Source organism: Microbulbifer hainanensis (assembly GCF_014904735.1).
Lineage (GTDB): Bacteria > Pseudomonadota > Gammaproteobacteria > Pseudomonadales > Cellvibrionaceae > Microbulbifer > Microbulbifer hainanensis.
Genome location: NZ_JACZCR010000047.1, coordinates 172,979 through 198,012, shown reverse-complemented (window position 1 = coordinate 198,012; position 25,034 = coordinate 172,979). Strand labels below are relative to the sequence as shown.

General features: G+C 60.1%; 21 protein-coding genes. 9 read left to right on the top strand and 12 right to left on the bottom strand.

Annotated elements, in window-relative coordinates; translation table 11 throughout:
- Positions 1 to 45: 45 nt before the first annotated feature.
- The 4 genes from IG168_RS18160 to purM form a co-directional block, all read right to left on the bottom strand.
- Positions 46 to 1,461, bottom strand: coding sequence for an OmpP1/FadL family transporter (locus IG168_RS18160; RefSeq protein WP_193166012.1), 1,416 nt, complete (start codon positions 1,459 to 1,461; stop codon positions 46 to 48).
- Positions 1,462 to 1,694: 233 nt separating this feature from the next.
- Entirely contained in the window at positions 1,695 to 2,408 is a 714-nt protein-coding gene (locus tag IG168_RS18155; protein ID WP_319024752.1) for a DUF3108 domain-containing protein, read from the bottom strand.
- 111 nt (positions 2,409 to 2,519) lie between these two features.
- Complete coding sequence (purN, locus tag IG168_RS18150; protein WP_193166011.1) at positions 2,520 to 3,173, bottom strand: phosphoribosylglycinamide formyltransferase; 654 nt, start codon at positions 3,171 to 3,173, stop codon at positions 2,520 to 2,522.
- On the bottom strand, positions 3,173 to 4,237 hold the full coding sequence (gene purM, locus IG168_RS18145; protein ID WP_193166010.1) for a phosphoribosylformylglycinamidine cyclo-ligase: 1,065 nt from the start codon (positions 4,235 to 4,237) through the stop codon (positions 3,173 to 3,175). The genes purN and purM overlap by 1 nt, the downstream gene beginning before the upstream one ends.
- Before the next feature lie 360 nt (positions 4,238 to 4,597).
- On the opposite strand from purM, the gene IG168_RS18140 reads away from it, so the two are divergent.
- The 3 genes from IG168_RS18140 to IG168_RS18130 all read left to right on the top strand — a co-directional run bounded on the left by IG168_RS18140 (position 4,598) and on the right by IG168_RS18130 (position 7,752).
- Positions 4,598 to 5,695: a DUF2066 domain-containing protein gene (locus IG168_RS18140; RefSeq protein WP_193166009.1), complete on the top strand. Its 1,098-nt coding sequence runs from the start codon at positions 4,598 to 4,600 to the stop codon at positions 5,693 to 5,695.
- A 2-nt stretch (positions 5,696 to 5,697) separates the two neighbouring features.
- The gene (gene hda / locus IG168_RS18135) at positions 5,698 to 6,423 is read left to right on the top strand and encodes a DnaA regulatory inactivator Hda (protein ID WP_193166008.1); all 726 of its coding nucleotides are present in this window, start codon (positions 5,698 to 5,700) and stop codon (positions 6,421 to 6,423) included.
- Positions 6,424 to 6,486: 63 nt separating this feature from the next.
- On the top strand, positions 6,487 to 7,752 hold the full coding sequence (locus tag IG168_RS18130) for a C69 family dipeptidase (protein WP_193166007.1): 1,266 nt from the start codon (positions 6,487 to 6,489) through the stop codon (positions 7,750 to 7,752).
- Between the two features lie 28 nt (positions 7,753 to 7,780).
- Here the strand turns inward: IG168_RS18130 and IG168_RS18125 are convergent, their stop codons facing one another.
- The 3 genes from IG168_RS18125 to IG168_RS18115 are packed head-to-tail and all read right to left on the bottom strand — an operon-like array spanning position 7,781 to position 11,581.
- Positions 7,781 to 9,136 carry an MBL fold metallo-hydrolase RNA specificity domain-containing protein gene (locus IG168_RS18125; protein WP_193166006.1) on the bottom strand — a complete coding sequence of 452 codons (1,356 nt, stop codon included), beginning with the start codon at positions 9,134 to 9,136 and terminating at the stop codon, positions 7,781 to 7,783.
- Positions 9,137 to 9,140: 4 nt separating this feature from the next.
- Positions 9,141 to 10,070, bottom strand: coding sequence for a ribose-phosphate diphosphokinase (locus IG168_RS18120; RefSeq protein WP_193166005.1), 930 nt, complete (start codon positions 10,068 to 10,070; stop codon positions 9,141 to 9,143).
- Positions 10,067 to 11,581 carry a thymidine phosphorylase family protein gene (locus IG168_RS18115; protein ID WP_319024751.1) on the bottom strand — a complete coding sequence of 505 codons (1,515 nt, stop codon included), beginning with the start codon at positions 11,579 to 11,581 and terminating at the stop codon, positions 10,067 to 10,069. The genes IG168_RS18120 and IG168_RS18115 overlap by 4 nt, the downstream gene beginning before the upstream one ends.
- A 133-nt stretch (positions 11,582 to 11,714) precedes the next feature.
- Between IG168_RS18115 and IG168_RS18110 the strand changes: the two genes are divergently transcribed.
- Entirely contained in the window at positions 11,715 to 12,650 is a 936-nt protein-coding gene (locus tag IG168_RS18110) for a universal stress protein (RefSeq protein ID WP_193166004.1), read from the top strand.
- Between the two features lie 86 nt (positions 12,651 to 12,736).
- On the opposite strand, the gene IG168_RS18105 is transcribed toward IG168_RS18110, so the two are convergent.
- Together IG168_RS18105 and IG168_RS18100 are read right to left on the bottom strand one after the other, a co-directional pair.
- Positions 12,737 to 14,653: a DUF885 domain-containing protein gene (locus IG168_RS18105; RefSeq protein ID WP_193166003.1), complete on the bottom strand. Its 1,917-nt coding sequence runs from the start codon at positions 14,651 to 14,653 to the stop codon at positions 12,737 to 12,739.
- Between the two features lie 68 nt (positions 14,654 to 14,721).
- The gene (locus tag IG168_RS18100; RefSeq protein WP_193166002.1) at positions 14,722 to 15,303 is read right to left on the bottom strand and encodes a superoxide dismutase; all 582 of its coding nucleotides are present in this window, start codon (positions 15,301 to 15,303) and stop codon (positions 14,722 to 14,724) included.
- A gap of 369 nt (positions 15,304 to 15,672) precedes the next feature.
- Between IG168_RS18100 and IG168_RS18095 the strand changes: the two genes are divergently transcribed.
- The 4 genes from IG168_RS18095 to IG168_RS18080 all read left to right on the top strand — a co-directional run bounded on the left by IG168_RS18095 (position 15,673) and on the right by IG168_RS18080 (position 21,733).
- Complete coding sequence (locus IG168_RS18095; RefSeq protein ID WP_193166001.1) at positions 15,673 to 16,440, top strand: hypothetical protein; 768 nt, start codon at positions 15,673 to 15,675, stop codon at positions 16,438 to 16,440.
- A gap of 376 nt (positions 16,441 to 16,816) precedes the next feature.
- Positions 16,817 to 19,279 carry a plasma-membrane proton-efflux P-type ATPase gene (locus tag IG168_RS18090; RefSeq protein WP_193166000.1) on the top strand — a complete coding sequence of 821 codons (2,463 nt, stop codon included), beginning with the start codon at positions 16,817 to 16,819 and terminating at the stop codon, positions 19,277 to 19,279.
- 202 nt (positions 19,280 to 19,481) lie between these two features.
- Entirely contained in the window at positions 19,482 to 20,990 is a 1,509-nt protein-coding gene (locus IG168_RS18085) for a fumarate hydratase (RefSeq protein ID WP_193165999.1), read from the top strand.
- Positions 20,991 to 21,385: 395 nt separating this feature from the next.
- Positions 21,386 to 21,733: a 5-carboxymethyl-2-hydroxymuconate Delta-isomerase gene (locus IG168_RS18080; protein ID WP_193165998.1), complete on the top strand. Its 348-nt coding sequence runs from the start codon at positions 21,386 to 21,388 to the stop codon at positions 21,731 to 21,733.
- Between the two features lie 127 nt (positions 21,734 to 21,860).
- On the opposite strand, the gene IG168_RS18075 is transcribed toward IG168_RS18080, so the two are convergent.
- Positions 21,861 to 22,799 (bottom strand): peptidyl-alpha-hydroxyglycine alpha-amidating lyase family protein, encoded by a 939-nt coding sequence (locus IG168_RS18075; protein ID WP_193165997.1) that lies wholly within the window; start codon positions 22,797 to 22,799, stop codon positions 21,861 to 21,863.
- Positions 22,800 to 22,903: 104 nt separating this feature from the next.
- Between IG168_RS18075 and IG168_RS18070 the strand changes: the two genes are divergently transcribed.
- Positions 22,904 to 23,812, top strand: coding sequence for a LysR family transcriptional regulator (locus IG168_RS18070; RefSeq protein WP_193165996.1), 909 nt, complete (start codon positions 22,904 to 22,906; stop codon positions 23,810 to 23,812).
- Between the two features lie 11 nt (positions 23,813 to 23,823).
- Here IG168_RS18070 and cysZ read toward each other — a convergent pair whose 3' ends face one another.
- Together cysZ and IG168_RS18060 are read right to left on the bottom strand one after the other, a co-directional pair.
- Complete coding sequence (cysZ, locus tag IG168_RS18065; protein ID WP_193165995.1) at positions 23,824 to 24,657, bottom strand: sulfate transporter CysZ; 834 nt, start codon at positions 24,655 to 24,657, stop codon at positions 23,824 to 23,826.
- 13 nt (positions 24,658 to 24,670) lie between these two features.
- The gene (locus IG168_RS18060; protein WP_193165994.1) at positions 24,671 to 24,970 is read right to left on the bottom strand and encodes a PA4642 family protein; all 300 of its coding nucleotides are present in this window, start codon (positions 24,968 to 24,970) and stop codon (positions 24,671 to 24,673) included.
- Positions 24,971 to 25,034: the final 64 nt, after the last annotated feature.

Genomic DNA, 25,034 nt, shown 5'->3' with positions numbered 1-25,034 from the left:
GGACAGCGAAGCTGTCCGGCCTTTTTCGTTTCTGCAGCTGGGAAATCAGAACTTGTAGTTGACTGATACACCCGCCAGCCAGGCTTCGATGTTGGTAGTGCCACCGTTGAAGTAAGTGGGAACCGGAATACGGGTGTATTCCTGGATGGTTTCGTCATCACCCCACAGGTAGGCGAAGCCACCGTCGACACTCAGGTGCTGGTCAAACTTGTAGGTGCCGCCGAAAGTGATCCACTGGCGATCGGTATCCGGGATGGACAGGGTGCGCCAGGTAACCGGCAGGGCAATGCCCAGATCCTGTTGGGTTTCCGCCACGCCGTCCGGGTTCAGGCCGTCGCGCGCGGCGCCTTCATCGTAGGCGTAGCCGATGCGCCAGGTAACTTCTTCACACGGATAGTATTCGGCAGCCAGGCTGTAACGCCAGCCGCTCTGGAAGTTTTCTTCCTTGATCAGCAGCGGGTTAAACGGCTCCGGCTCGACGCCGAGTCTGGCGCTGGGGATGTTGACTTCCAGGCGCTGGAAGTCGTTCCAGTCGGTCCAGGTTGCGCCCAGAGCAACGCCCCAGTTCTTGTTGAACTTGTGGTAGAGACCCAGTTCTGCGGTATCCGGCAGATCCAGTTCCAGGTTTGCCTTCGCATTGTGGAACGGCGGCAGGCTGGGTACCAGCGCGGTGGGCAGCAGGTCGGAGTCGACGTCCCCTTCCAGTTTGGGTTTCAGCTCGGCGTGGTAGGAAAAACCGAAACGGGTGCGGTCGTTGATATTCCACAGGGCGCCGATGGACCAGCTTGTATCCCAGTCATCGCCATCGAGTTTCAGCACATTGGCGCCCGACAGGTTTCTGCCCACAACGGGGGCCAGTATCGGGTCCAGCGGGAAGTCGTTGGGCACGTCAGTGCGCAGGGTCGCATCTGCGTACAGGAAGTTCGCCGCCACGCCGATCATGAAAATGTCGTTGTAGTTGTACGCTACAGACGGCGCGATGTTGACCGTGGTGAGCTCGGTTTTGTTGGCAATGGTGGTGACCAGGAAATCGTTGCTGAAATCGGTTTCCAGGCCGTAGTTGGTGAACATGGCCAGTCCGAAAGACCAGCAGGGATTGATGGGCACGGCCAGGGAGGCGTTGGGTACCCAGGCGCTGCTGGCGTAATCGTTGTCTTTCTGGTTGAGGAAGGTCGCGGTTTGTCCGGTGGGCAGGAAGTAAGTGACGTCGCCCGCAGCATCGATTTCCGGATTCACATAAATGGCACCGCCGGTTATGTTGATCTCGTCGAACAGGGCCGAGCCCGCCGGGTTGCGTCCCAGGATTGAGGCGTTGTCACCGATGGTATTTTCCGCCGCGAAAGCGCGGCCGAGGCCGGTACTGCTGGTTTCCTGCAGGAAAAATCCCGAGGCCATGGAGCCGCTGGAGGCGGTACTGATTGCGGCAGCGAGGACTGCGCGTCGCAGATGCATTTTATTCATGAGATCCCACTCTGGATTGCGTTTATTTCGTTGCCACGGGCGACATCGAGGTCACGCAGTGGCGGGAAAGCGTTTACAGCGCCTTCACTCTTTGCAACTAATTCCCTGATGGAAAATTTTAGCAGCGCCAACCTACCACATCAGGGGAATCGGGCGACTTTATAAAGACAAAAACGCGGAAAATCCATCGAGCGACGTAATTTTTTTTCGTTTTTTAGATGAGTTGAGAAATATTACTGATGAGTGCCGGCGTTTTTTCCAGCGATGGTCAATTCGGTCAATGCGATCTGGTAGGTATTGCCATCTTCCTGCTGCATTAATTTTACCAGCGCGTAGTCCCACTGCGGCGCAAACCAGATAGTGGTTTCACGGTCGGAATCATCGTCGCGGACCCGTTCAACCTTGACCGTTTCTATCACCCCAAGTGGCGTTTTCAATGATTCCCGCCCGGCAATCGCAAAACGGTATTCCTGGATTCGCTTGCCGTCGGCGACACGGTAAAACAATTCTTTTTTTCCCGCGGCGATATCCAGCGCCAACTGCAACTGGTAGGTGAGCTTGTCATGAGTATCTTCGGGGACATGCTCGAGCGTGCGTTTGGAATTGTTCAGGTTGACCACGCGCTGCGTCGCGTGTTCGAAATTCAGCACGGTGTGCCTGTCCCGGCCGAGGCCGGTTTTGTGGTATTCGTAGTGCTGCGGCGTGAGCTGGTTGCCGGCGCGAGTGAAGCGGGAAAACTCGCGAATTTTCGCGAACATGGAATCGACATTGAAATCGAGGCGCCAGTTGTTGCCGCTGCCGGATAATTCCCGTGTTGCGGAGACGCCGATACCGCTGTAGCGGGCCTCGTAGGTGGCGGTAAAGGGCTTGAGTTGTGGCTCGGACGCGTGCGCAGGCGCCACAATGATCAGTAAGGCGAAGAAGGGGGCGAAAAAACGAAACGGCACTGCGACCTCCTGTTGTCCATGCCCCGCACCGGTGCGCGAAAAACGCCCCGGTGCGGCGAAAGATTCGTCGGGATACTTCGACCGCACTTTAACGGCAAAAGTGCCGCGGATTCAGTCGGCGATTCTATGGCCGCCGCGGGGCAGCAGTTCGCCGTCCAGCTCGGCCCGATCGTCGAGCATCCGCAGGCGTCCCTGGGAAAACCAGGATACTGCCAGAGGATAGATGAAGTGTTCCTGAACCTGCACCCGGGCCGCGAGCTGCTCGGCTGTGTCGCCGGGTTCGACGGGAACTACGGCCTGGATGATGGCGGGGCCGCCATCCAGTTCCTCGGTGACAAAGTGTACGGTGACACCGTGCTCGCGATCGCCGGCATCCAACGCGCGCTGGTGCGTGTGCAGCCCCTGATATTTTGGCAGCAGGGAAGGGTGGATATTCAGCAGGCGCCCGCCGTAGTGGCGCACGAACTCCGGCGTCAGGATGCGCATAAAACCGGCCAGCACGACCAGATCCGGCTGGTGGCGGTCGATTTCTTCCATCAGGGCGCCATCGAAGGTCTCCCTGTCCGGGTAGTCCCGGTGGCTGACGGCGAAGGCGTCGATGCCGGCCTCACGGGCACGGGTGAGGCCGTAGGCGTCCGCCTTGTTGCTGATGACCGCGGAGATGGAAAAGTCCGCTTCGTCAGACTGGGCGGCATCGATCAGTGCCTGCAGGTTGGTGCCGCTTCCCGAGATCAGCACCACCACTCTACATTTTTCCCGCGACATCAGAGGCCCGCCAATTCCACGGCTTCGGCGCCGTCGGTGGCGGGTTCGATGCTGCCAATGATGAAGGCGTCCTCACCCAGCTGGCGCAGGGTGGCCAGTGCGGCGTCGGCACCGTCTGCGGGCACGCAGATCACCATGCCTACACCGCAGTTGAAGGTGCGGTACATTTCGCGGCGGTCGATGTTGCCGCTCTCGCGCAGCCAGCGGAATACCGGCGGCATTTCCCAGCTGTTGACGTCGATGCGCGCGGAAGTGCCTTCCGGCAGTACCCGCGGCAGGTTCTCCAGCAGGCCACCGCCAGTGATATGGCTCAGCGCGTTGACCTGGCTGGACTTCATCAGGTCCAGCAGGTTTTTCACGTAGATGCGTGTGGGGGCCATCAGGGCTTCGGCCAGGGACTTGCCGCCCCCCGAGTCCTTTTCCAGAGGTTGTTGCAGATCGGCACCGCTGACCTCGATTACCTTGCGGATCAGTGAGTAGCCATTCGAGTGGGGGCCGCTGGCGCCGAGGCCGATCAGTTTGTCGCCGGCTTTGACTTTGCTGCCGTCGATGATTTCGGACTTTTCCACCACGCCGACACAGAAGCCGGCCAGGTCGTAATCGTCGCCCTCATACATGCCGGGCATTTCCGCGGTCTCACCGCCAACCAGGGCACAGCCGGCCTGGGCGCAGCCTTCGCCGATGCCTGTCACCACCTGGGCGGCGACGTCCACATTCAGCTTGCCGGTGGCGTAGTAATCCAGGAAGAACAGCGGCTCGGCGCCGGCAACCACCAGGTCGTTGACACACATGGCCACCAGGTCGATACCGATGGTGTCGTGGATGCCCAGGTCCATGGCCAGGCGCAGCTTGGTGCCGACGCCATCGGTTCCGGAAACCAGCACAGGCTCCTTGTAGCCTGTCGGCAGCTCGCACAGGGCGCCGAAACCGCCCAGCCCGCCCATCACTTCCGGGCGCGCCGTGCGCTTGGCGACGTGCTTGATGCGCTCGACCAGGGCATTGCCTGCGTCGATGTCGACACCGGCATCTTTATAGGAAAGGGACTGGGGCTTGGAATCGCTCATGATTCATCCTGCAGTGGGCATTGAGAGGGCGCGTATTCTAGAGGAAAACTGACCAATTGTGCGAATGGACCTGCATTTCCCGCAAGTCTCCTGCTGCGCCGGCTCCAGAGTAGATCCTGAATGCCTTTCTCTCCCCTTCAGTACTCAGCGTGCGGCAAGACACGCCTATGCGCTCCCCCTGTTGCGAAGGCAGTCATACCGCTCCCTGGGACCGCCTCTTGGCGGATCTTTGCGAGAAATGCGGGCCAGGTACTGGGAGAAAGAGCCGACACTGATACAATAGTCGCTATTCGAGCCTTTTCCCCCGCATTTGGCGGGTCGGGCCGCTTCCACAGATAAGAAGTTTTGGGGAGAAATCCAATGGTTCAGCTGCTTCGGCACCGTCGCGCATCCGGATTGCTGGCGCTGTTGCTGTGCGTCCTGGTTCTGCCGGCGCAGGCGCGCGTGATTCCGGACCTATACGAGGCGGTGGAAGCTGTGCCCAGTCGCGGCGCGACAGACCGCGCCAATGCCAGCAGCCGGGGGCTGGAGCGCATTTTTGTGCGGGTGACCGGCGATGCCGCCATCGGCAGCAACCCGCAATTGCAGCCGGTGCTGAAGAAGGCCCAGCAGTATGTGCAGAGCTACCGCTACGAAATGGAAGACAACCAGCTCTACCTGCATCTCTCCTTTGATCCCCAGGCGGTCGCGGAGCAGGTGCACGCGCGCCAGTTGCCGATGTGGCCGAACAATCGCCCGGGCACACTGGTCTGGCTGGCGGTAGACACACTGCAGGGAGGGCGCAGTGCGCTATCCGAGAAGGATGCTCCAGAGCTTTTCGCGGCGTTGGATGCGGCGGCCATGAACCGCGGCCTGCCAGTAGATTTTCCCGCGATGGACGACAGTGACCGTCGCAACATGCCGCTCGGTAACCTGTGGGCCCTGGACGAACAGTCGGCGGAACGCGCCGGCGTGCGCTACCGCCCGGATGCCACCCTGATGGGGCGGCTCCTGCAGGTATCCGGTGAGCGCTGGCAGGCCAACTGGCTGCTGATTCAGGGCGGGCGCAGTTATGCCTTCGATGCCAGCGGCACCTCCCTGGAGGATGTGGCCGCGCGCGGCGTCGATGAGGCTGCCAACCTGCTGGCGCAGCGCTATGCGGTGCGCCCGGGAGACGGCAGCGGCCAGCAGAGCGCCGTGATTGTCGAACTCTCCGGGGTCGACAGCTTTGCGGCTTATTCCAAGGTCTCTGCCTACCTGCAGGGGCTGGCCCAGGTCAACAATGCCGAATTGCTCTCCGTCGATCACGACCGGCTGCGCTTTGCGCTGACAAGCTCTGTGCCGATGCAGAACCTGCGCGATGCCATGGCGCTGAACCGCAACTTGCGGCAGCAGGCCGATGAGGGTCCCATTGACCTGAGCGGTTACCGCGCCCCCCTGGGCAGTGCGGAAAACCCGCTGCGCTATCGCTGGCACTGATAATGACCAGGAACAAGGGCGTTCCGCAGCAGCTTTCGCTGGGAGTTTCCCTGCGGGACGACGCCACCTTCGATAACTACTATCTGTCGCCTGAGGACTCCAACCGGCAGGTAGTTGCCGCACTGCAGCAGTTTGCCGGTGGAGAGTTGGTAGAACAGGTGATCTACCTGTGGGGCGAGGCCGGCAGCGGTGTCAGCCACCTGTTGCAGTCTGCATGCCAGCGGGCCGATGCCTGTGGCCGCAGCTTTCAATATCTGCCTCTGGCCGAGCTGTTGCCGATGGACCCTGCGGTGGCGCTCGATGGGCTGGAGCAGCTCGACCTGGTCTGTCTCGACGACCTCCATTTGCTCGAGGGCCAGCCGCAGTGGCAGACGGCGCTGTTCCATCTCTATAACCGCGTGCGGGATGGCGGCGGACAAATGCTGCTGGGGGCGCGCAAGTCTCCCCGCAATCTGTCCCTCGAACTGGCCGACCTGCACTCCCGATTGCAGTGGGGCCTGACCTTCCAGCTGCGCGCCCTCGATGACCGGGACAAGCTCGCGGCACTGCGTCGCCGGAGCCGCCTGCGCGGCTTTGACCTGCCGGAGGATGTGGCCCAGTACATATTGCACCGCGCGCCGCGGGATACCCGCGCGCTGTTCAACTTGCTCGAACAGCTGGATCGCGCCTCGCTGGTAGCGCAGCGCAAAATTACCATTCCCTTTGTCAAACAAGTGCTCGATATCTGATAGCGGATAAGGGGCCCCGGTCCCGAGCTCGGATGCCGGGCAGCTCGTGACACAGAAATTGCCATGTGCGATACACAGATAATAAGAACCGCCACGGAAACCTGGTTCGCCAAGAACAGCGATCGCGAGCCGAGTGAGGCACAGCTCGTCTGCTATCTGCCACCGGTCCGGAACGATACCGCCGCCGAGGTGGCGACTACTTATATCAGCATTCCCCAGGTACCCGATCGCCACGGTGTCATCTTGTCCAGGCCCGCGTGGATCTGGGGCGCCGAAATGGGCGTCAACGACCGGGGTGTCGTCATCGGTAACGAGGCCGTATTCACGCGGCTGGTCGACAGGAAAGGCCGGGCACTGCTGGGCATGGACCTGCTGCGCCTGGCGCTGGAGCGGGCGGTTACTGCCCGGGAGGCGCTGGAGTGCATCACCGGTCTGCTGCAGGCCCACGGTCAGGGCGGGCCGGCCGGCTACCGCGACAAATCATTCCGCTACGACAACAGCTTTCTCATTGCCGATGGCCGCGAGGCCTGGATTCTGGAAACGGCGGGTCGCCACTGGGCCGCAAAACGGGTCGGGACACTGGCGGCTATTTCCAATGCGCACACCATCGGCACCGAGTTTGATCTCTGCTCTGCGGGGCTGGTCGACTGTGCAAGGGAGAGCGGCTTGTATCGCGGCAGGGGACAATTCGATTTTGCCGCGACTTTCGATACGCGTTTTATGAAGTTCATGGGCTGTGCCGCACAGCGTCGCCAGAGCAGCCTGGATTCCCTCGCAGGCATGGCGCGCCCGTCGGTGCCCGCCATGGCAGCGAGCCTGCGCCGGCATCACCGCGAAAGTGGCGGCTTCAGCGGGCACGGCAATCGGGATGTGTGCATGCATGCCGGCGGCCTTACCCGGCCCAGCCAGACTTGCGGATCGATGATCGTAAAGCTGGCAGAGGGGGAAGTACCGCAAGTGTGGGTGACCGGCACTTCGGCGCCCTGCCTGTCACTGTTCCAGCCGGTGGATTTTTCCGGCGCGAGCGCGGCGATTTGCGCAGAGCACGGCGATGCGCAGCAGAGTTTGTGGGCACAATTCGAGCCGGTGCACCGGCGGGCGCTGCGGGATAGCAGCTTCCGTAACCAGCTGCGCTCACACCGGGATCGAATCGAGGCCGAGGTGCTCGCGGCGGCCGCGCAGGGCACTCCCATCGGGGAGATCAGCGACATCGCCGAGTCCTGGCACCGGCACTGGCACGATCAGGCCGCCATTCGGGCGCCGCACTTTCGCTGGTATTCCGCCTATGAGCGCTACTGGAAAAAGCTCGACCGGCTCGACACCATTTAATAGCTGGTCTTTAGACTGCTGAACTCTTCTAAAGGTGCAGCACCTGCCGGTACTCGGCGACGACCGGGTGAAATTCGGTGTTTTCTTTCAGGTAAAAGCGCAGCGCGTCTGCGGCATCCGGTTCACCGTGGACCAGCTGGATCGGTGTGCCCGGACGCAGTTGTGACTGTTGCAGCCAGGCGCAGAGTTCGCGGTAATCCGCGTGTGCGGAAAGCCCCTGAATCATCTCGATGCTCGCCCTGCAGGGTACCCGCTCGCCGTGAATTTTTACCGACGTCCCTCCTCCCGTCAGCAACGCACCGCGGGTGCCGCCTGCCTGATATCCGGTAAACAACAGCGTGGTGCGGTGGTTGGGGAGCAGCCGCTTCATGTGGTGCAGTATGCGCCCCCCGGTGGCCATGCCGCTGCCGGCAATAATGATATGCGGGTACTGGATGTTCTCCAGGGCCTTGGATTCGTTCACGCTGTGGGTGTAGGTGATGCCGCGGTGCATGTGCTGGCACTCTTCAGGGCTCAAGCGATGCTGGTCGGCATAGCGGCAGTAGACATCGGTGACATCGATGGCCATGGGACTGTCGAGGAAGATCGGCAGCTCCGGGATGTCGCCGCGGTCCATCAGCGTGACCAGCAGATACTGCAGGGCCTGGGCGCGCCCAACGGCAAAACTCGGTATCAACAGAATACCGCCGCGGCTCACCGTATCGTTCACCACCCGCGCCAGATCCTCGCGGGGATGAACCTCCGGGTGCAGGCGATTGCCATAGGTCGACTCCATCAGCAACAGGTCCAGTTCCGGCAGCGGTTGCGGTGGTCGCATGAGCAGGTCGTGAGGGCGGCCGACGTCGCCGGAAAATCCGACGCGAACGCCGTTGTTGTCGAGAATGGCACTGCCTGCGCCGAGAATATGTCCCGCCGGTTGGAGGTGGATACGGCTGTTGCCGATCGAAAATTCCTGGCCGAAATCCACCGGTTGAAACAGTTCCATGCAGCGCTCCGCGGTCTCCCCGTCGTAAAGCGGTTCGGGATGTGCGTGCTTACTCAGCTTGTGGCGCGCGTAGAAGAGCGCATCCTCTTCCTGGATATGACCGCTGTCCGGCAAAAGAATACTGCACAGATCGCGCGTGGCATGGTGGCAGTAGACCGGGCCGCGATAGCCCTGCTTGTATAGCCGCGGAATATAGCCGGAATGGTCGATATGCGCATGGGTAAGTACGATCCCATCCAGCTTATCGATATCGAATGCCTGTGGTTGCCAGTTGCGCTCGCGCAGCCATTTGTACCCCTGGTAGAGGCCGCAGTCGACGAGAAAACTGCTTTGATCGTCCTCTACCAGAAACTTGGAGCCGGTCACGGTTTGCGTGGCGCCGAGAAAGATAAGTTTCATGTGGTCAGTCTCCGTTGACGGTAGTGGGCGAGCCCCCGGCGCCCGCCAGTAGTTCCCGGATCGGTTCGGCCAGTAGCGGACTCAAGTCGATCTTCGCCGAGCTGCCGGGAATGCTGTTGCTGGTAACCAGTTGCCGCAGCCCGCTGCCGCGCACAAGCACCTCTGCATTGCCGGCGAAGACCCCGTGTACGGCGATACAGTCAATCGTTTCGATACCCACCGAGCGCAGGGACGCAATCGTTTGCAGGATGGTATGGCCGCTGGCAATCACGTCGTCGACGATGACCGCGCTCTTTATCGCCGTCTGTTCGGGGGGAATTGCTGGCAGAGTCACAACCACATCGCGATCACCGCGGCGCTCCTTGTGCCCGACAATAAACGGCAATCCGGTTTGTGCGGCGATTTCTGCCACCCACTGGCGGCTTTCCGCATCCGGCCCCACCAGCAGGCAGGTTTCGCCGCGCTGCCTGAGCCAGTCCGCAAGCAGCGGCACACCGGTCAGGGTCCGGGCTGGAATCGTGTAAATCTCGTCGAGTGAGTGATAGCGATGTAGGTGCGGATCCACAGTGACGAGCCAGTCCAGTTCCCGCGACAGGTGCTGGGCAAAAATCCGCGACGTCAGCGCCTCGCCGGGCTGGAAGCGGCGGTCCTGTCGCATGTAGCAAAGGTACGGGGCCACCAGGCCCACGGAGGCGGCGCCGAGTTCCCGCAGTGTGGCGACGAGGAACAGCAGTGGCAGGAATTTGGGGTCGGGATGGCTCAGGTCGGCAAGCAGGACGCAGTGTCTTCCCGTGACCGGAGCGGGAATACGCAGGTAGCTCTCGCCATCTGGAAATTGCCGGGATTCCAGTTCGCCGATCTCCGCCGCCAACTGGCGACAGAGCGGCTGGAACAGTGGCAGCCCGGCTTCCAGCGTGAATAGTAGTGGCTTCACGGTGAGGCTCCGATTTCGAACAGATCGCGGTTTTCGCGAAAATAGTCCCGCGCGTAGGCCAGTTCGCCGACGGTATCCGCGTAGAGCGTGGCGAGTGGCTGGCCGCTGGTGATGGTGGTGCCGACCTTGACCCGCAGGCGCAGGCCGGCCGCCGCAGAGGAGGGGGCACCGGCCAGCTTGGCCAGTTGTGCCAGACGGCGGTTGTCCATCGACAGTAACTGTCCGCTGCGATTGGAGCGCAACTCTACGTGGTGCGGTGCCTCGATAATCTCTTTCAGCCCACCCTGGGCGATGCAGATGCGCCGGAACTGCTCCCAGGCCCGACCGGAAGTGAGGATTTCCCGCGCCCGTGCTGTGGCTTCAGTGGTACTTTCCACTTCTCCAGAATGCATCGACAGTAATTCGCCGGCGAGAAAAAGTGCGCGCTCGGCGAGATCCGCCGGGGCATCCGCGCGGTTTTGCAGAACGGCGAGAACGTCGCGGGCCTCTTCCGTAGGGCCTATGCCGTCGCCGATGGCCTGGGTACCGTCGGTGATGACGCAGCGCAGCTGCAGTTGCAGTGCTGCGGCGACAGCGTGAAACAGGCCGGTCAGGCGCTCCGCCTGGGCACGGCTACGCAATTTGGCAGTAGGGCCCACGGGCATATCGATAAGGATATGATTGGCGCCCGCGGCAATTTTTTTCGACAGTACCGAGGCCACCAACTGTCCCTCGCTGTCCAGATCGAGTGCGCGCTCAATTCGGATCAGAAGCTCGTCGGTCGGACTGAGTCCGACGCGACCGCCGGCCGCCAGGCTGGCGCCGGTTTTATTGACGACATCCTGTAGCTGTTCCAGTGTCAGGTCGACTTCGGTCAACACCTCCATGGTGTCGGCAGTGCCGGCCGGCGAGGTGATCGCGCGCGAGGAGGTTTTCGGGATCACGAGACCGGCGGCACTCACGATGGCAATCACGATCGGCGTCGTGCGATTACCCGGCAGGCCGCCGATGCAGTGTTTATCGAAAATCCGGGTGTAATTGGGCCAGTGGATGGTCTTGCCTGCGCCGACCATGGCCCGGGTCAGCGCGATCACCTCGGCGGTATTCAGGCGCTCGCCGGCACAGGCGGTCAGGAAGCTGGCAATTTCTATGTCCGCATACAGGCGGTGATTGATATCGCGAATGATGGATTGGATTTCCATCGCATTCAGCTCGTGACCATAGATCTTTTTGCGCAGCGCGCTGAGGGAATGGACGATCGGTGTATGGCGTACCCGTACCCGCTGTTCCGCTTCCAGCCGTAAAAACTGCCAGCTGCTCTCGGAAAAGCCGATGGCGCCTTCCGGAAGCATCGATGCGCTGACCATGTTCAACGTGGCGATCAGGCTGCGATCGCCGGCGCGGATCTGCAGGCGGGTATTGGCGGTGAAACCCTCGGCGTGGCAGATGGCGCAATCGTCGCGCATAAACACGATCGGTTCCTCGTGAGTATCAATACCCATACGGAAAGCGCGCAGTTGTCCGAATGCCACGATATTCCTTCCCTAGACCGGCTGGCTCTGCGGGCAGATTGCTGAGCCACTGAAACAATTGTGGCAGCTAGAGTTAAAAGTGGATGCCGGGAAAGTTTTTAATTCATTGGAATATTGGCTTCAGGGTTTTGTTATGCGGAATTTTCATAACATTTTGTTTGTCAGCCACGGGGTTGGCGATGAGAGCGACGGCTTGATGCAGGCTGCCGCTGTGGCAGATTACAGTGGCGCCACGCTGGAAGTCGAAGTCGTGTGCCCGAGCCTGCCCGGTGAATTCGAAGAGTACCGGGGGGCCTATATCGAAGGCCTGAAAAACCATGTCGAGGACACGCTGCGTAAAGTGCGGGTCAATCTGGAACTCAGCGAAGAGGGGCTGCCCGTGTCGATCTCCGTGAATTGCGGCAGCACACCGGCTGAGCGCGTCATCCGGCGGGTACAGCGCGAGGGATTCGACCTGGTCGTCAAACAAGTCGAGGGCAAACAACGTCGCAGTGGCTTTCGCGCCATGGATATGGAGTTACTGCGCAAGTGCCCGAGCCCGGTGTGGCTATGTCGCCCGATTCGTCGCCCTCGCGCCGAGATCAATGTGGTGGTGGCGATCGACCCGGAGAGCGAGAGTGTCGAAGACCGCAACCTTTCCATTCGGCTGTTGCGGTTGTCCCGGGATCTGGCGGACACCTGCAGTGGCACGCTGCACGTGGTTTCTTGCTGGGAATACGACGTAGATGCATACCTGCGCCACCATGTGCCGATCAATGTTTCCGATGAAGAACTGGAACGGATTATCGAACGCGCCGGCTCCAGCCATCGCAGCAAGCTGGATGCACTGATTCAGGAGGCGGGTATCGGCGGCGCCATGGAAATCCACCACGCCATCGCCCAGGCGGAGCGGTTTATCCCCCAGCTGATCGAGGAACGCCACTTCGACATCCTGGTCATGGGCACGTTAGCGCGCACGGGGATACCCGGGTTCATCATGGGCAATACGGCGGAAAATATCCTGCAGAAGGTGAGCTGTTCACTACTGGCATTAAAACCGGATGAATTCGTTTCACCGGTCAAGCCCTGAAGGGCTGCCAGGGCAGCTGTCACACATCAGTGTCAAAATAAGAAAGGGCCGCAATGCGGCCCTTTTAAACGGTCGATAACGTCAGTTTATGCCTGCTGAGTTTTGACCTCGGCGATCCACTTGTCCACCAGTTCTTCCAGTACATCCAGCGGTACCGCACCGTTGGCCAGAATCGTGTCGTGGAAGGCCCGGATATCGAACTGGTCACCCAACTCATTTTTGGCTTTCTTGCGCAATTCGAGAATCTTCAGCATGCCGATCTTGTAGGCGGTCGCCTGGGAGGGCATGACGATGTAGCGCTCGATGGCCTTGACCACATCCCCTTTGGGGTTGGGGGTGTTTTCGGACAGCCAGTCGATCGCCTGTTCGCGCGTCCACTTCTTGTGGTGAATACCTGTGTCTACGACCAGGCGGGCGGCCCGCCACAGTTCCATCGCGAGGCGGCCGAAGTCCGAATACGGATCCTTGTAGAAGCCGATTTCCTTCGGTGTCAGCTCTGAATAAAGCCCCCAACCCTCTACATAGGCCGTGTATCCGCCGAATTTGCGAAACTTCGGAATATCCTTCAGTTCCTGGGCGATGGAAATCTGCATATGGTGGCCGGGAATACCCTCGTGATAGGCGAGCGCCTCCATCTGGTAGGTGGGCATATCCTTCATGTTGTAGAGATTGGCGTAGTAGATACCGGGACGGGAACCGTCCGGGGCGGGGCGCTCGTAGAACGCTTTGCCGGCAGATTTTTCCCGGTAGGGCTCTACCGCTTTGACCACCAGATCGGCTTTGGGCTTGGTAATGAAAAGCTCATCGAGGTGCGCCTTCATATCGTCAATCACCGCGGTGGCTTCTTTCAGGTAGCGTTTGCGGCCCTCGTCGGTGTTCGGGTAGTAAAATTGCGCGTCGGTGCGCATGAACTTGAAGAAGTCCTGCAGACTGCCGTCAAAATTCACCTCCTTCATGATGCCACGCATCTCATCGTGAATGCGCTTGACTTCCTTGAGGCCGATCTCGTGAATCTGTTCGGCGGTCAGGTCGGTCGTGGTGGTGCGCTTCAGGGCAAAATTATAGAAGTCGTTGCCGTCGGGGAATTTCCAGGCGCCATCGTCAGTGGTGGCCTGTTTTTGCAGCTCGCCGAGATAGGCAATCAGGCTTTCATAAGCGGGTTGCATGCTTTCCTGCAGCGCTTTTTTGCCATCGGCGATCAGCTGCTCTTTCTGTTTCGCGTCGATATTGAGCTTGTCCACCTTGCCCTTGAAGTCGGCAAACAGGGTACTGTCTTCGCCGTCGTCAAACGGTGCGCCGCGGATCAGGTTTTTGCTGTCGCTGATGACATAGGGAAAAACGAATTTGGGGGCAATGATGCCCTTGTCCGCGCGTTCCTTGATGCCGGCAATCAACTGGTCGAAGTGCTGGGGCAGGGCGTTCAGGCGGGCGATATAGGCCTGGGCATCGCTGACATCGTCGACGCGGTGCTGGTTGATCAGCAGTGACGGCACGTCGGAGTGGGTACCGAACATCTGGTTGACCGGATAGTTGTACAGCCGCCACTTGTAACCCGCGATATCCATCTTCAGGTTGTCTTTGGCCAGTTCGAGGCTCAGGCGCGTGGGGGCGTCCAGCTTGGCTGGATCGAGTTTCTCCAGCTCTGTCAGTTGACGCTGCTTGATCTGGTGCGTTTCCGCGGAGAATTCGTCCGACAGGTCGTCCCACTTGCCGTAGTTTTTCTTGATTCCCAGAGCTGTTTCGAATTCCGGACTGCGCGCGAGCAGCTCCTGGAACTGGTCTTCAAACAGCTGGTTGGCCTGGGCAATGACCTGGGGATCGCCAGTACTGGTTGCTGCCTCTGTTTGGCTGGCGCTCTCACCGGCCTGGGACTGGGCGCTTTTCTCCCCCGCTTTGACCTGTGGCTCGTTGGCTGCCTTGTCCTGCCCCTGGTCACAGCCGGCCAGCAGCAGCGAGCCGAACAGGGCGGCGAGCAGCGTTAAACGAAATTTTTTAATGTCCATTCTTCTTCTCCACGATCTCAACAAAAAAGCGGGCCAGAGGCCCGCTTTTTTGTGCTTTGCACTAGATATTAGGCGAAATTCTGGTTCACGAAGTCCCAGTTCACCAGTGCCCAGAAGGCCTCCATGTACTTCGGCCGCGCGTTGCGGTAGTCGATGTAGTAGGCGTGTTCCCAGATGTCGCAGGTCAGCAGCGGCGTCTGGTCCGCTTCAGTCAGCGGCGTTCCGGCATTGGAGGTGTTGACGATGGCCACGGAGCCGTCGCCCTTCTTGACCAGCCAGGTCCAGCCGGAGCCGAAGTTGTTCACGGCACTGTTGGTGAACTCTTCCTTGAACTTGTCGAAAGAACCGAAAGCGGCGTTGATGGCCTCGGCCACGGCACCGGTCGCTTCGCCGCCGCCGTTGGGGCTCAGGCAGTTCCAGTAAAAGGTGTGGTTCCAGATCTGGGCCGCGTTGTTGAATACGCCACCAGAGGAGGACTTGATGACTTCCTCGAGGGACTTGTCGGCATCCGGGGTGCCTTCCAGCAGGCCGTTCAGTTTGTCCACATAGGTCTTGTGGTGTTTGCCGTAGTGGTACTGCAGGGTCTCTTCGGAGATGTGCGGCTGCAGGGCATCCATCGCGTAGGGAAGTTCGGGGAGAACGTGAGCCATGGTGTCTTCCTTCCTTTGTCTTGTCACGGGTTTATTTGGTGAGGGCATTCTACACGCGCGGGTTGCCTTAATTAACCCGCGGCGGGGTTGAATACAGCGTAGTGGGGCCTATTTCTGAAAACGCAAGAGCGCGGCTGTCATTTGTGGTCGGAATTTGATCGATTTATTGCGCCAGAGCGGGGAAACGGCACTTTTATGCACACTGAAACTCCAATGACCCATAGAGGCGACGCCTGGTGCCACCTGCTAGGCTTAGGCGGAAACCGATTACTTTTTCGTCAGTTTTTGGTATAACTGCCGCTGAATTCGACCAACCACAAGCCCGCCAGCAGTGCGCGGGCCCTTTAAAAATATCGGGTATTTTTAAACATGCAACGCAGAGAGCCCACATTGGACGGCAGCAGTGCCGCTCTTGAGCCGCAACTGGACAACAAGCCGATTGGCCGCAGTGCCCCGGTGCGGGAGCCCGTGGCGGGCCCCGTTGGCGAGGAGCGCAGTGGTGGCGGTGGTTCCTCCGCGCTGGCCGCGGTGGCGCTGATCATTGCGCTGGCAGGCGTCGGTGCGGCGGCCTTTCTCTACAACCAGTGGCAGGCGACCCGGGTGAAGCTGGTTGACGCCGACAGCCGCATCGCCGAGCTGGAAAAGCGTTTTGAAATGTCGGACGAGGAGTCTTCGGCATCAGTGGAAGTGCTCAATGCCAAGGTCAAGGACAACGCGTCTGAAATCCGCAAGCTGTGGGGCGTGTCCTACGATACCAACCGCAAGGATATTGCCTCGAACAAGAGCGCTGCGGCCTCTGCGGCCAAGAGTGCCGCCGCGGTCAAGAAAGAGCTGGCGACCCTGTCTGGCAAGGTCAATGGCCTGAGCGCGAGCGTCAACAAGATCGCCGCGGTGGAATCGGCCCTGGCAGAACTGCGCAAGTCCAATACCACCAGCCAGCGCGATACCAAAGATGCGCTGGCCAAGATGGAGCGCCAGCTGGCCTCTGTACGCACGGAGCTGACCGCGCGCGTCGGCGCCAACGAGGAGGCCGTGGAGTCTATCGACGCCTATCGCCGTTCAGTGAACAAGGACATAGTGCAGCTGCGCGAGGCTATCCGCAGCCTGCAGGGTGGTTCCACCGCCTCGTCCATGTAACCTCTAACAGGTAGTAACTCTAACTGCCTGTAACGTGAGGGCGTCACGTGACGCCCTCCGTTCATTTCCCGCCTCCGCCATCACTATCCACCCATCCTGTCTTAGCGTTCGAGTCTTAGATCGCCGGCGTTCTGTTGTCGGAATCCGGTCCGAGCAAACCATCCTTGCATTGGCGGACGACGCTTGGCCGTCTTCGTCGACAACATTTCTCTCCAGCTGCGGGGCTGCGGGTAACATTACCGGGCTACAACAACTATGCTGAATTTCGTCTATCGGCCGCATTTCAACGGCGATTGATAACCGGGTAACGTTGCCGCCGGCGGGCGGCCGTCGAATTCACTGTTAACAGGCCCTAGATGTACGAAGTGGCGATGCAATGACAGATTCCCGCCAATCCCACAGTCCCGAAGAAGTGCTGCGTGAGCTCGAAACCGACCGCAAGGACGGACTCACCGATGCGGAAGTGAAAAGCCGCCGCGAGCGCTACGGCCCCAATGCAATCACCGAAGAAGCGGAGCCCGCCTGGAAGAAGTTGCTGTCTTTCCTGTGGGGGCCGATTCCCTGGATGATCGAGGTTGCGGCGATCCTGTCGGCGGTCGTGCGCCACTGGGCAGACTTCTTCATCATTTTCGCAATGCTGGTGATTAACGCAGGTGTCGGCTTCTGGCAGGAGCACAAGGCCGACAACGCCATTGCGATGCTCAAGCGCCAGCTGGCTCTGAAAGCGCGGGTGCTGCGCGGTGGCAAGTGGGCGGATATCCCTGCCGATCAACTGGTTCCCGGTGACATCGTGCGGGTCAAACTCGGCGACATACTGCCGGCCGATGTGGTGCTGATCGACGGCGAATACCTGAGTGTCGATCAGTCGGCGCTGACCGGGGAATCTCTACCGGTGGACCGCGCAGTGGGCGATGAGGCCTATTCCGGCTCGATTGCCCGCCAGGGCGAGATGACCGCAGTTGTCACGGCCATCGGCATGAATACGCTGTTTGGCAAGACGGCGGGGCTGGTGGAGCAGGCCGGGGCGACGTCGCACTTCCAGCGCGCGGTGCTGCGCATCGGTAACTTCCTGATCCTCGTCACCCTGGCACTGGTCTCGCTGATCCTGGTCATCGCCCTGTTCCGCCACGACCCGTTGATCGACACCGTGTTGTTTGCGCTGGTGCTGACGGTTGCCGCGATTCCGGTGGCACTGCCGGCGGTGCTGTCGGTGACCATGGCGGTCGGTGCCGAGCGGCTTGCACGCATGAAGGCGATCGTCGCGCGGCTGGTGTCGATCGAAGAGATGGCCGGCATGGATGTGCTCTTCTCCGACAAGACCGGCACTCTGACGCAGAACCGCCTGACGCTCGGCGAGCCGGCCCTGTTCGAAGACATAGATGCCGCCGAATTGATCCGCGTCGCGGCGCTGGCGAGCGACCGCGAATCCCCCGATGCCATCGACCAGGCGATACTCGATGGCCTCGCCGACGCCAGTGTCCTGGACGGTTGCGAGATCCGGCACTTCCACCCCTTCGACCCGGTGGGCAAGCGCACGGAGGCGAGCGTCGCTGGCCCCGATGGCGAATTCCAGGTCAGTAAGGGCGCACCGCAAGCGATTGCCGAGCTGTGCAACATAGATGCGGATCTGGAGAAGCGCTTGACGCAGGCGGTCGACGAACAGGCCGGTCACGGTTTCCGCACCCTCGGCGTGGCGCGCACCGACGCTGCAGGGCAGTGGCACTACCTCGGGCTGTTGGCGCTGTTCGATCCGCCGCGCGAGGATTCTGCCGCGACGATCGCCAGCGCGCGCGAGCGCGGCATCGACGTCAAGATGGTTACCGGTGACCACCTTGCGATTGCCCGTGAGATTGCCTCGACACTGAAACTCGGCAACTGCATCTTAAAGGCGCAGGACGTATTTCAAGACGAGACCCGAGAGATCGATGCGGCCGCCATTGCCCGCGCCGATGGCTTCGCCCAGGTCTATCCCGAGCACAAGTTCCGACTGGTCAAGGCAGCGCAGAGTGCGGGGCACATCGCCGGTATGACCGGCGATGGTGTCAACGATGCCCCCGCGCTGAAACAGGCGGATGTCGGTATCGCGGTCAGCGGTGCCACCGAAGCGGCCCGCGCCGCCGCCGATCTGGTGCTGACCGCACCGGGACTGTCGGTGATCACCGCGGCAATCGAGGAAGCGCGGCGTATTTTCGAGCGTATGAACAGCTATGCGATCTACCGCATCGCCGAGACCATTCGGGTTCTCTTGTTCATGACGCTGTCGATCATCATTTTCAATTTTTATCCCGTCACGGCGGTGATGATCGTGATCATCGCACTACTCAACGATTTTCCCATCATGATGATCGCCTATGACAGGGCACCGGTTGCTCCGCGGCCCGTGCGCTGGCAGATGCAGCGAGTGCTGGTGGTATCGGCGGTGCTCGGCACACTGGGCGTCATCGCGAGCTTTGGCCTGTTCTGGTATGCGGAGGAGGGGCTGCGGCTGCCGCGGGAGACTATCCAGTCGCTGATCTTTCTCAAGTTACTGGTCGCGGGTCACTTGACGATATTCGTGACCCGCAATTCCGGCGCACTGTGGCAGCGACCGTGGCCGGACTGGAAATTCTTCTCGGTCACCTTTGCCACCAAGATTATCGGTACCCTGGCAGCTGTGTACGGCTGGTTCGTCGAGCCCATTGGTTGGAAGTACGCGCTGGCGGTGTGGGGCTACGCGCTGGCCTGGCTGGTGGTCAACAACCGCGCGAAAATCCTGACCTACCGGCTGCTCGCCCATCAGTCGGGGTTCCAGCAGCGTCACCTGGCGCGCGCGGAGAGGGACGTGGCCCAGCACCGTTAAGCCGGCTCGCCGGCGACTGGGCGCGGCTTCCGTCATCGCGGCGGTGACCTGAGTCCCGCCGGTGACTCTTGTTTAAGTTGCCGCGATAGCCCCCTGCGCGGCACCATTCCTGTTTGTTCTGGCGAAGCACCACAAGGGATACGCATAACGCGCGCCAAATCGTGTAAAATCGCCCGCCTCGAGACGTAAACCGGAGCCGGCTATGACCACTATCCGCCAGGATGACCTGATCGACAGCGTCGCCGACGCGTTGCAATTCATCTCCTACTATCACCCGCAGGACTTCATCCAGGCCCTCAACCAGGCCTATGAGAAGGAAGCCAACCCGGCGGCCAAGGACGCCATGGCGCAGATCCTGATCAACTCCCGCATGTGTGCCCAGGGCCACCGTCCGATCTGCCAGGATACCGGCATCGTGACCGTGAAGCTGAAAGTGGGCATGAATGTGCAGTGGGAAGCGGACATGAGTGTGACCGACATGGTCAACGAAGGTGTGCGCCGCGCCTACATGAATCCGGACAACGTGCTGCGCGCCTCAATCCTGGCGGACCCGGACGGCGCCCGCAAAAACACCGGCGACAATACCCCGGCGGTCATCCATTACGAAATCGTGCCCGGCGATACTGTCGAGGTGTACGTGGCGGCCAAGGGCGGCGGTTCCGAGGCCAAGAGCAAGTTCGCGATGCTGAATCCGTCCGATTCGGTGGTCGACTGGGTACTGAAGATGGTGCCGCAGATGGGCGCCGGTTGGTGCCCGCCGGGCATGCTGGGCATCGGTGTCGGCGGTACCGCCGAGAAGGCAATGCTGCTGGCAAAGGAATCCCTGCTGGATCCGATCGATATCCAGGAGCTGCAGGAACGCGGTGCATCCAATCGCGCCGAGGAACTGCGCCTGGAGCTGTACGACAAGGTCAACAAACTGGGTATCGGTGCCCAGGGTCTCGGTGGCCTGACGACCGTGCTGGATGTGAAGGTCAAGGACTACCCGACCCACGCCGCCAACAAGGCGGTGGCAATCATCCCCAACTGCGCCGCCACCCGCCACACCCACTTTACCCTGGACGGTTCCGGTGCCGCGCGCCAGACTCCGCCGAAGCTGGAAGACTGGCCGGAAATCACCCGCGAGGCCGGCGGCAACACCCGCCGTGTGAACCTCGACGAAGTGACCCGCGAAGACGTGCTGAGCTGGCAGCCGGGCGAAACCCTGCTGTTGAATGGCAAGATGCTGACCGGTCGCGATGCGGCGCACAAAAAAATGGTCGATATCCTGGCCAGTGGCGAGAAGTTGCCGGTGGACCTGTCTGGCCGCTTTATCTATTACGTGGGCCCGGTGGATCCGGTGCGCGAGGAAGTGGTCGGTCCAGCTGGCCCCACCACTGCCACGCGCATGGACAAGTTCACCCGCACCATGCTGGAAGAGACCGGCCTGCTGGGCATGATCGGCAAGGCCGAGCGCGGCCCCGTTGCCATCGAGGCGATCCGCGACAATAAGGCGGTCTACCTGATGGCTGTCGGCGGTGCCGCCTACCTGGTGGCCCAGGCGATCAAAGACGCGAAAGTGGTGGCCTTCCCGGAGCTGGGAATGGAAGCCATCTATGAGTTTGATGTCGAGGATATGCCGGTGACTGTGGCTGTCGACAGCCAGGGCGACTCGGTGCATGAAACCGGGCCGCTGATCTGGAAAGCAAAGATCGAAGAGGGTGCGGTTTAACCGACTGCAATTAAATCGTAGTTCTTTGGGGGCGAACCTTTGTGTTCGCCCTTTTTTGTATCCGGATCTGATGCGTATGGGTTCGGTTCAGTGGTACCCCTGCCATCCGTGGTTTTCGCGAAAGACTATTCGATCACTTTCCCTCACGTCACTAATGCTAAATCACTATGATCTAGTTAGTAGTTATCTAAGTTTTTCGGTAAGAGTATTTTGGGACGGGTTCGCTTTCCCCGGCGAATTGATTTGGTAGATGGTGGCAATGTTGACGCCGGCGGAGGGCTGATAATTAAAGAAAGAAAATCCATATTGAATGTAATTGCAGCCAGTCAGGAAGTGTAAAATAGTGCGGCCGTGTTTGCGGCATCGTTATCGTTGAATATGGAAAGGAGTTCTCTATGCCCCACTTTGTGATTGACTGTTCAGATGATGTGTTAACGGTTCAACCCGAGGAATTTATTATCGAGCAAGTGCATGTGACCGCACATGCTTCGGGGTTGTTTGAAGAAAACGATATAAAAGTACGTGTCAGACCTTTCGGCAAGTATGCAGTGGGTAATAGAAAGGTGAGCTTTATCCACGTGTTTGCCGATATCATGGAGGGCCGCACCACCGAACAGAAGGCGCAGTTGTCGAATTCCATCGTTCGCAAGCTGACGAGTTTGTTTCCAGATACTGCTTATATCGCTATGAATGTCCGTGACTTCGAGCAGGCAACTTACTGCAACCGGAGCATGGTGGATTAGTTCGATCGGAATTGCGGCCGCTGCCGAACATACGGCAGGGCCGCTATCTACCAGGATAAAAATACACGGCAGAAAATCGGCCGGCTGCGCCCGCAGTGGTCGCGCAGCCTCTGTGGCTTTTAAATTGCTAGGAGTGCGGCAGCAGGCGCTGCAGGCGCCAGTTCAGAATCTCTGACAAGTAGACGGTGCCCTGTGGGGAAACCGCGATCCCGTGCACAAAACCAAACTGCTTCTCTCCCCGGCCGGGTGTACCCTGGTAGGCGCCGAGGACTTTCCCTTCCCGATCCAGTTTCAATACACGCTCTGCGCGGGCATCGGTTACCCACAAGTGATCCTTAGTATCCCAGCTGAGCGTGTACGGGTAACCGATGTGATCCCAGGTCTCCAGCAAGTCGCCTTCAGGACCGAATACCTGTATCCGCCGATTTTCCCGGTCAGCGACGAACACGCGGTTGTCTGGGTCGATACGGATGGAGTGCGGAAAATTGAATTCGCCCGGTGCGTCGCCCTGTCTGCCCCAATGCGTGAGGACCTGACCCTTTGCATTGAATTTCACTACGCGCGCGTTGCCCTTGTCGGTGACATAAATATTCCCCTTACTGTCCAGTGCGACATCGGTGGGCTGGTCGAACAGGGTCAGGTTGTAGTCGCGGTCAAACCACCCTGTGCCGGCTTTGCCGCGCATGCCCAACACCATAGTGACTTTCCCCGCTGGTGAGAAACGCAATACCAGGTGGGTGCCCGTATCGGTGGTCCAGATGCCGTCGCCTTCCAGACGCAGCCCGTGAGGATTTTCGAACAGGCCGGCGCCAATCTCACGCAACAGCCTGCCCCGGGCGTCGAATTCCAGCAGCGGGTGGGGGCCGCGGTTGAATACGAACAGGTGGCCCCGCTGATCAATCTCCACTCCGGCCGCTTCACCGAGGACCCAGCCTTGGGGCAGCGACAGAGCCAGAGGTTCGAGATCCGCCTCCAGTGACGGCCAGGAGGAGGCTGACAGTGGGGGCGAAATCAGTAGCAGTAAAGAAAAGAGTGCTTGTACTGCCGGTAGGGCAAGCTTGTGCATGACGGTCTCCTCGCGAAGTGATGAAGAGACCAGTGTAATTTTGCGCCGTATAGGAAATAATTGGGGCGTTTTCGAAATGTATTTTTCTTTTAAGGAAAGAGTCAATGTCCCGTGCGGTCGATCGGTTCCAGTTGATGCGGGTTTTCCAGCAAGTGGCGCGACTCGGGTCCTTCACCAAAGCTGCCGCGGCACTGGATATGACGACCTCATCGGTGAGCAAGTCAGTATCCCAGTTGGAAGCCTTGCTCTCGGTGAAGCTGCTATACCGCACGACTCGCCAGCAAAGCCTGACAGACAGTGGTCGCCTATACCTGACGCAGGCGGAGCAGATTCTGGCGCAGCTGCTTTCTCTGGAGGAGCAGGTCGCGGCCAGCAGCCACCGTCCATCGGGTCGTTTGCGAATTACCGCCCCCACCGCGCTGGGGCAGTTTGCCCTGGGGCCGCAACTGCCACGGTTCAAGCGAGACTATCCCGATATAGGGTTAGACCTGATTCTCAGTGACAGCATGCTGGACATGACCGGTGAGGGGATTGATGTTGCTATTCGCTCCGTGCCACCGGCGGAGGATGCCGGAGTCTACGCGCTGAGACTGGGCAGCCAGCAGCGGTTGCTGGTGGCTGCGCCAGAGTTTTTGAATAAAAGGGGAGTGCCCAGAGATCCGGCTGAACTGGACTGCGGGAACAGTTCGCCGTATCCGGCACTGCTCTACAGTGGGCGTTCGGGCGACCAGCGCTGGCACCTGTGGCGCGATGGGGAGTGCCACACCGTCGCCCCTCACAGCGACTTCCGCGCGGACAACTACCAGGTGCTGCTGGCGGCGGCGTTGGGAGGCCTGGGTGTTGCCAATCTCTATGATTATATGGTGGCCGCAGAGCTAGAACGGGGCACCCTGCTGCGAGTGCTGCCAGACTGGCAGCAGTCCCCGCGACCGCGCTTTGCGGTCTACGGGCAGCGACGCGACCTGTCACCTAAACTGGACGCCTTTCTGGCTTTTCTCGAAGGGGCCTTCTGAGCAAGTCCGGATTATTTCTCAACTGGCAGTGTGTTGGTGCCCGGATCGCCATGCTGCCGCAGTCGCTCGATCCACAGTGCCGTACCGCCGGCCACCGCTGCGGGCATGACGAAGATGTTCAGGATTGGAACCATATTCGCCAGCATCACGGTACCGCCGAAGCTGAGCGTCGTCAGTTTGCGCCGCAGCAGCACACTTTTCAGCTCATCGAAGGGACGCTGGTGGTTGTCCAGTGGGTAGTCGATATATTGAATCGCCATACACCAGGCGCCCCACAGGGCGCTCATGACGGCGGGTACGAATACAGTCCAGCTGGTGAAGAGGCCGAGGACAAAAATCAGTAACCCCCAGCCGATAAAATAGCGCAACTTGCGCAGTTCGCGCCCCAGGGTACGCCACACCATGCGCCCCAGCGATTCCGCCGGCGGTGCCTGGCCCGTCAGCATTGTTTCGACTTTCTCAGCGAGGAAGCCGTTGAAAGGCGCAGCAATGATGTTGGTGATGATGCTGAAGATGTAGCCGTATACGAACAGAAACAGCAGGGCGACGGCAACGGCTATCAACCAGGCCAGCCAGTGGAATACTGCGGCAGCCCAGGCGGCACCCTTGGCCATGATCGCCCGCCACCAGGACATGTGTTCAGTATTGACCGGGGTGTTGGAAACCAGGCTGCTGAGGTAGTCGACCAGGCCATCGAGCTGCGACAGCATCACCACGGTGAGCGCGATAAACAGTACCAGGTTGATCAGCAACGGAATGATTACGAAGCGGCGCAGCTCCGGTCGGGTCAGCAGGCGGGCGCCATTCACCAGTGCGTCGACACCGTGTATCGGGTTGGAAGTCATGATCCGGCTCCGCTCAAGCGTGGGCGCCGGCCGCTTTCAGTACATCGGCGTAGTCACCGCCCTGCCGGTGTTCCTCGATACGGGCGAGCAGGGTTTTGCCGTCGGGGCCGGTGCTGTTCACGTCGAGGTTCTGTTCCTGAAAAAGGCGTACGAAAGTGGCAAAGTTTTCCACCTTCATACCGCGGTAGGCGCGTTCCAGCAGGTAGAAGTCCCGCTCCATGCCGTCTGGCGCTTCGCCGATCAGAAAGCCTGAAATACGCTCATCGTCGAAGACTTCACCAAGTACTTTCTGCTTGTCTTTTTTCAGGCTCACAATCTTTTCCTTTCATTGTCGATGGTTGCAGTAGTGGCCCACCATCACTGCAACACGGGTTGTC

Excerpts from the sequence above, each read along its gene's own strand:
- purN (WP_193166011.1), bottom strand. The coding sequence starts at position 3,173 with ATGTCGCGGGAAAAATGTAGAGTGGTGGTGCTGATCTCGGGAAGCGGC.
- IG168_RS18090 (WP_193166000.1), top strand. The coding sequence starts at position 16,817 with ATGACAGATTCCCGCCAATCCCACAGTCCCGAAGAAGTGCTGCGTGAG.
- IG168_RS18160 (WP_193166012.1), bottom strand. The coding sequence starts at position 1,461 with ATGAATAAAATGCATCTGCGACGCGCAGTCCTCGCTGCCGCAATCAGT.
- IG168_RS18100 (WP_193166002.1), bottom strand. The coding sequence starts at position 15,303 with ATGGCTCACGTTCTCCCCGAACTTCCCTACGCGATGGATGCCCTGCAG.
- IG168_RS18105 (WP_193166003.1), bottom strand. The coding sequence starts at position 14,653 with ATGGACATTAAAAAATTTCGTTTAACGCTGCTCGCCGCCCTGTTCGGC.
- IG168_RS18080 (WP_193165998.1), top strand. The coding sequence starts at position 21,386 with ATGCCCCACTTTGTGATTGACTGTTCAGATGATGTGTTAACGGTTCAA.
- IG168_RS18075 (WP_193165997.1), bottom strand. The coding sequence starts at position 22,799 with ATGCACAAGCTTGCCCTACCGGCAGTACAAGCACTCTTTTCTTTACTG.
- IG168_RS18085 (WP_193165999.1), top strand. The coding sequence starts at position 19,482 with ATGACCACTATCCGCCAGGATGACCTGATCGACAGCGTCGCCGACGCG.
- IG168_RS18125 (WP_193166006.1), bottom strand. The coding sequence starts at position 9,136 with ATGAAACTTATCTTTCTCGGCGCCACGCAAACCGTGACCGGCTCCAAG.
- purM (WP_193166010.1), bottom strand. The coding sequence starts at position 4,237 with ATGAGCGATTCCAAGCCCCAGTCCCTTTCCTATAAAGATGCCGGTGTC.
- hda (WP_193166008.1), top strand. The coding sequence starts at position 5,698 with ATGACCAGGAACAAGGGCGTTCCGCAGCAGCTTTCGCTGGGAGTTTCC.
- cysZ (WP_193165995.1), bottom strand. The coding sequence starts at position 24,657 with ATGACTTCCAACCCGATACACGGTGTCGACGCACTGGTGAATGGCGCC.
- IG168_RS18140 (WP_193166009.1), top strand. The coding sequence starts at position 4,598 with ATGGTTCAGCTGCTTCGGCACCGTCGCGCATCCGGATTGCTGGCGCTG.
- IG168_RS18130 (WP_193166007.1), top strand. The coding sequence starts at position 6,487 with ATGTGCGATACACAGATAATAAGAACCGCCACGGAAACCTGGTTCGCC.
- IG168_RS18095 (WP_193166001.1), top strand. The coding sequence starts at position 15,673 with ATGCAACGCAGAGAGCCCACATTGGACGGCAGCAGTGCCGCTCTTGAG.
- IG168_RS18110 (WP_193166004.1), top strand. The coding sequence starts at position 11,715 with ATGCGGAATTTTCATAACATTTTGTTTGTCAGCCACGGGGTTGGCGAT.
- IG168_RS18070 (WP_193165996.1), top strand. The coding sequence starts at position 22,904 with ATGTCCCGTGCGGTCGATCGGTTCCAGTTGATGCGGGTTTTCCAGCAA.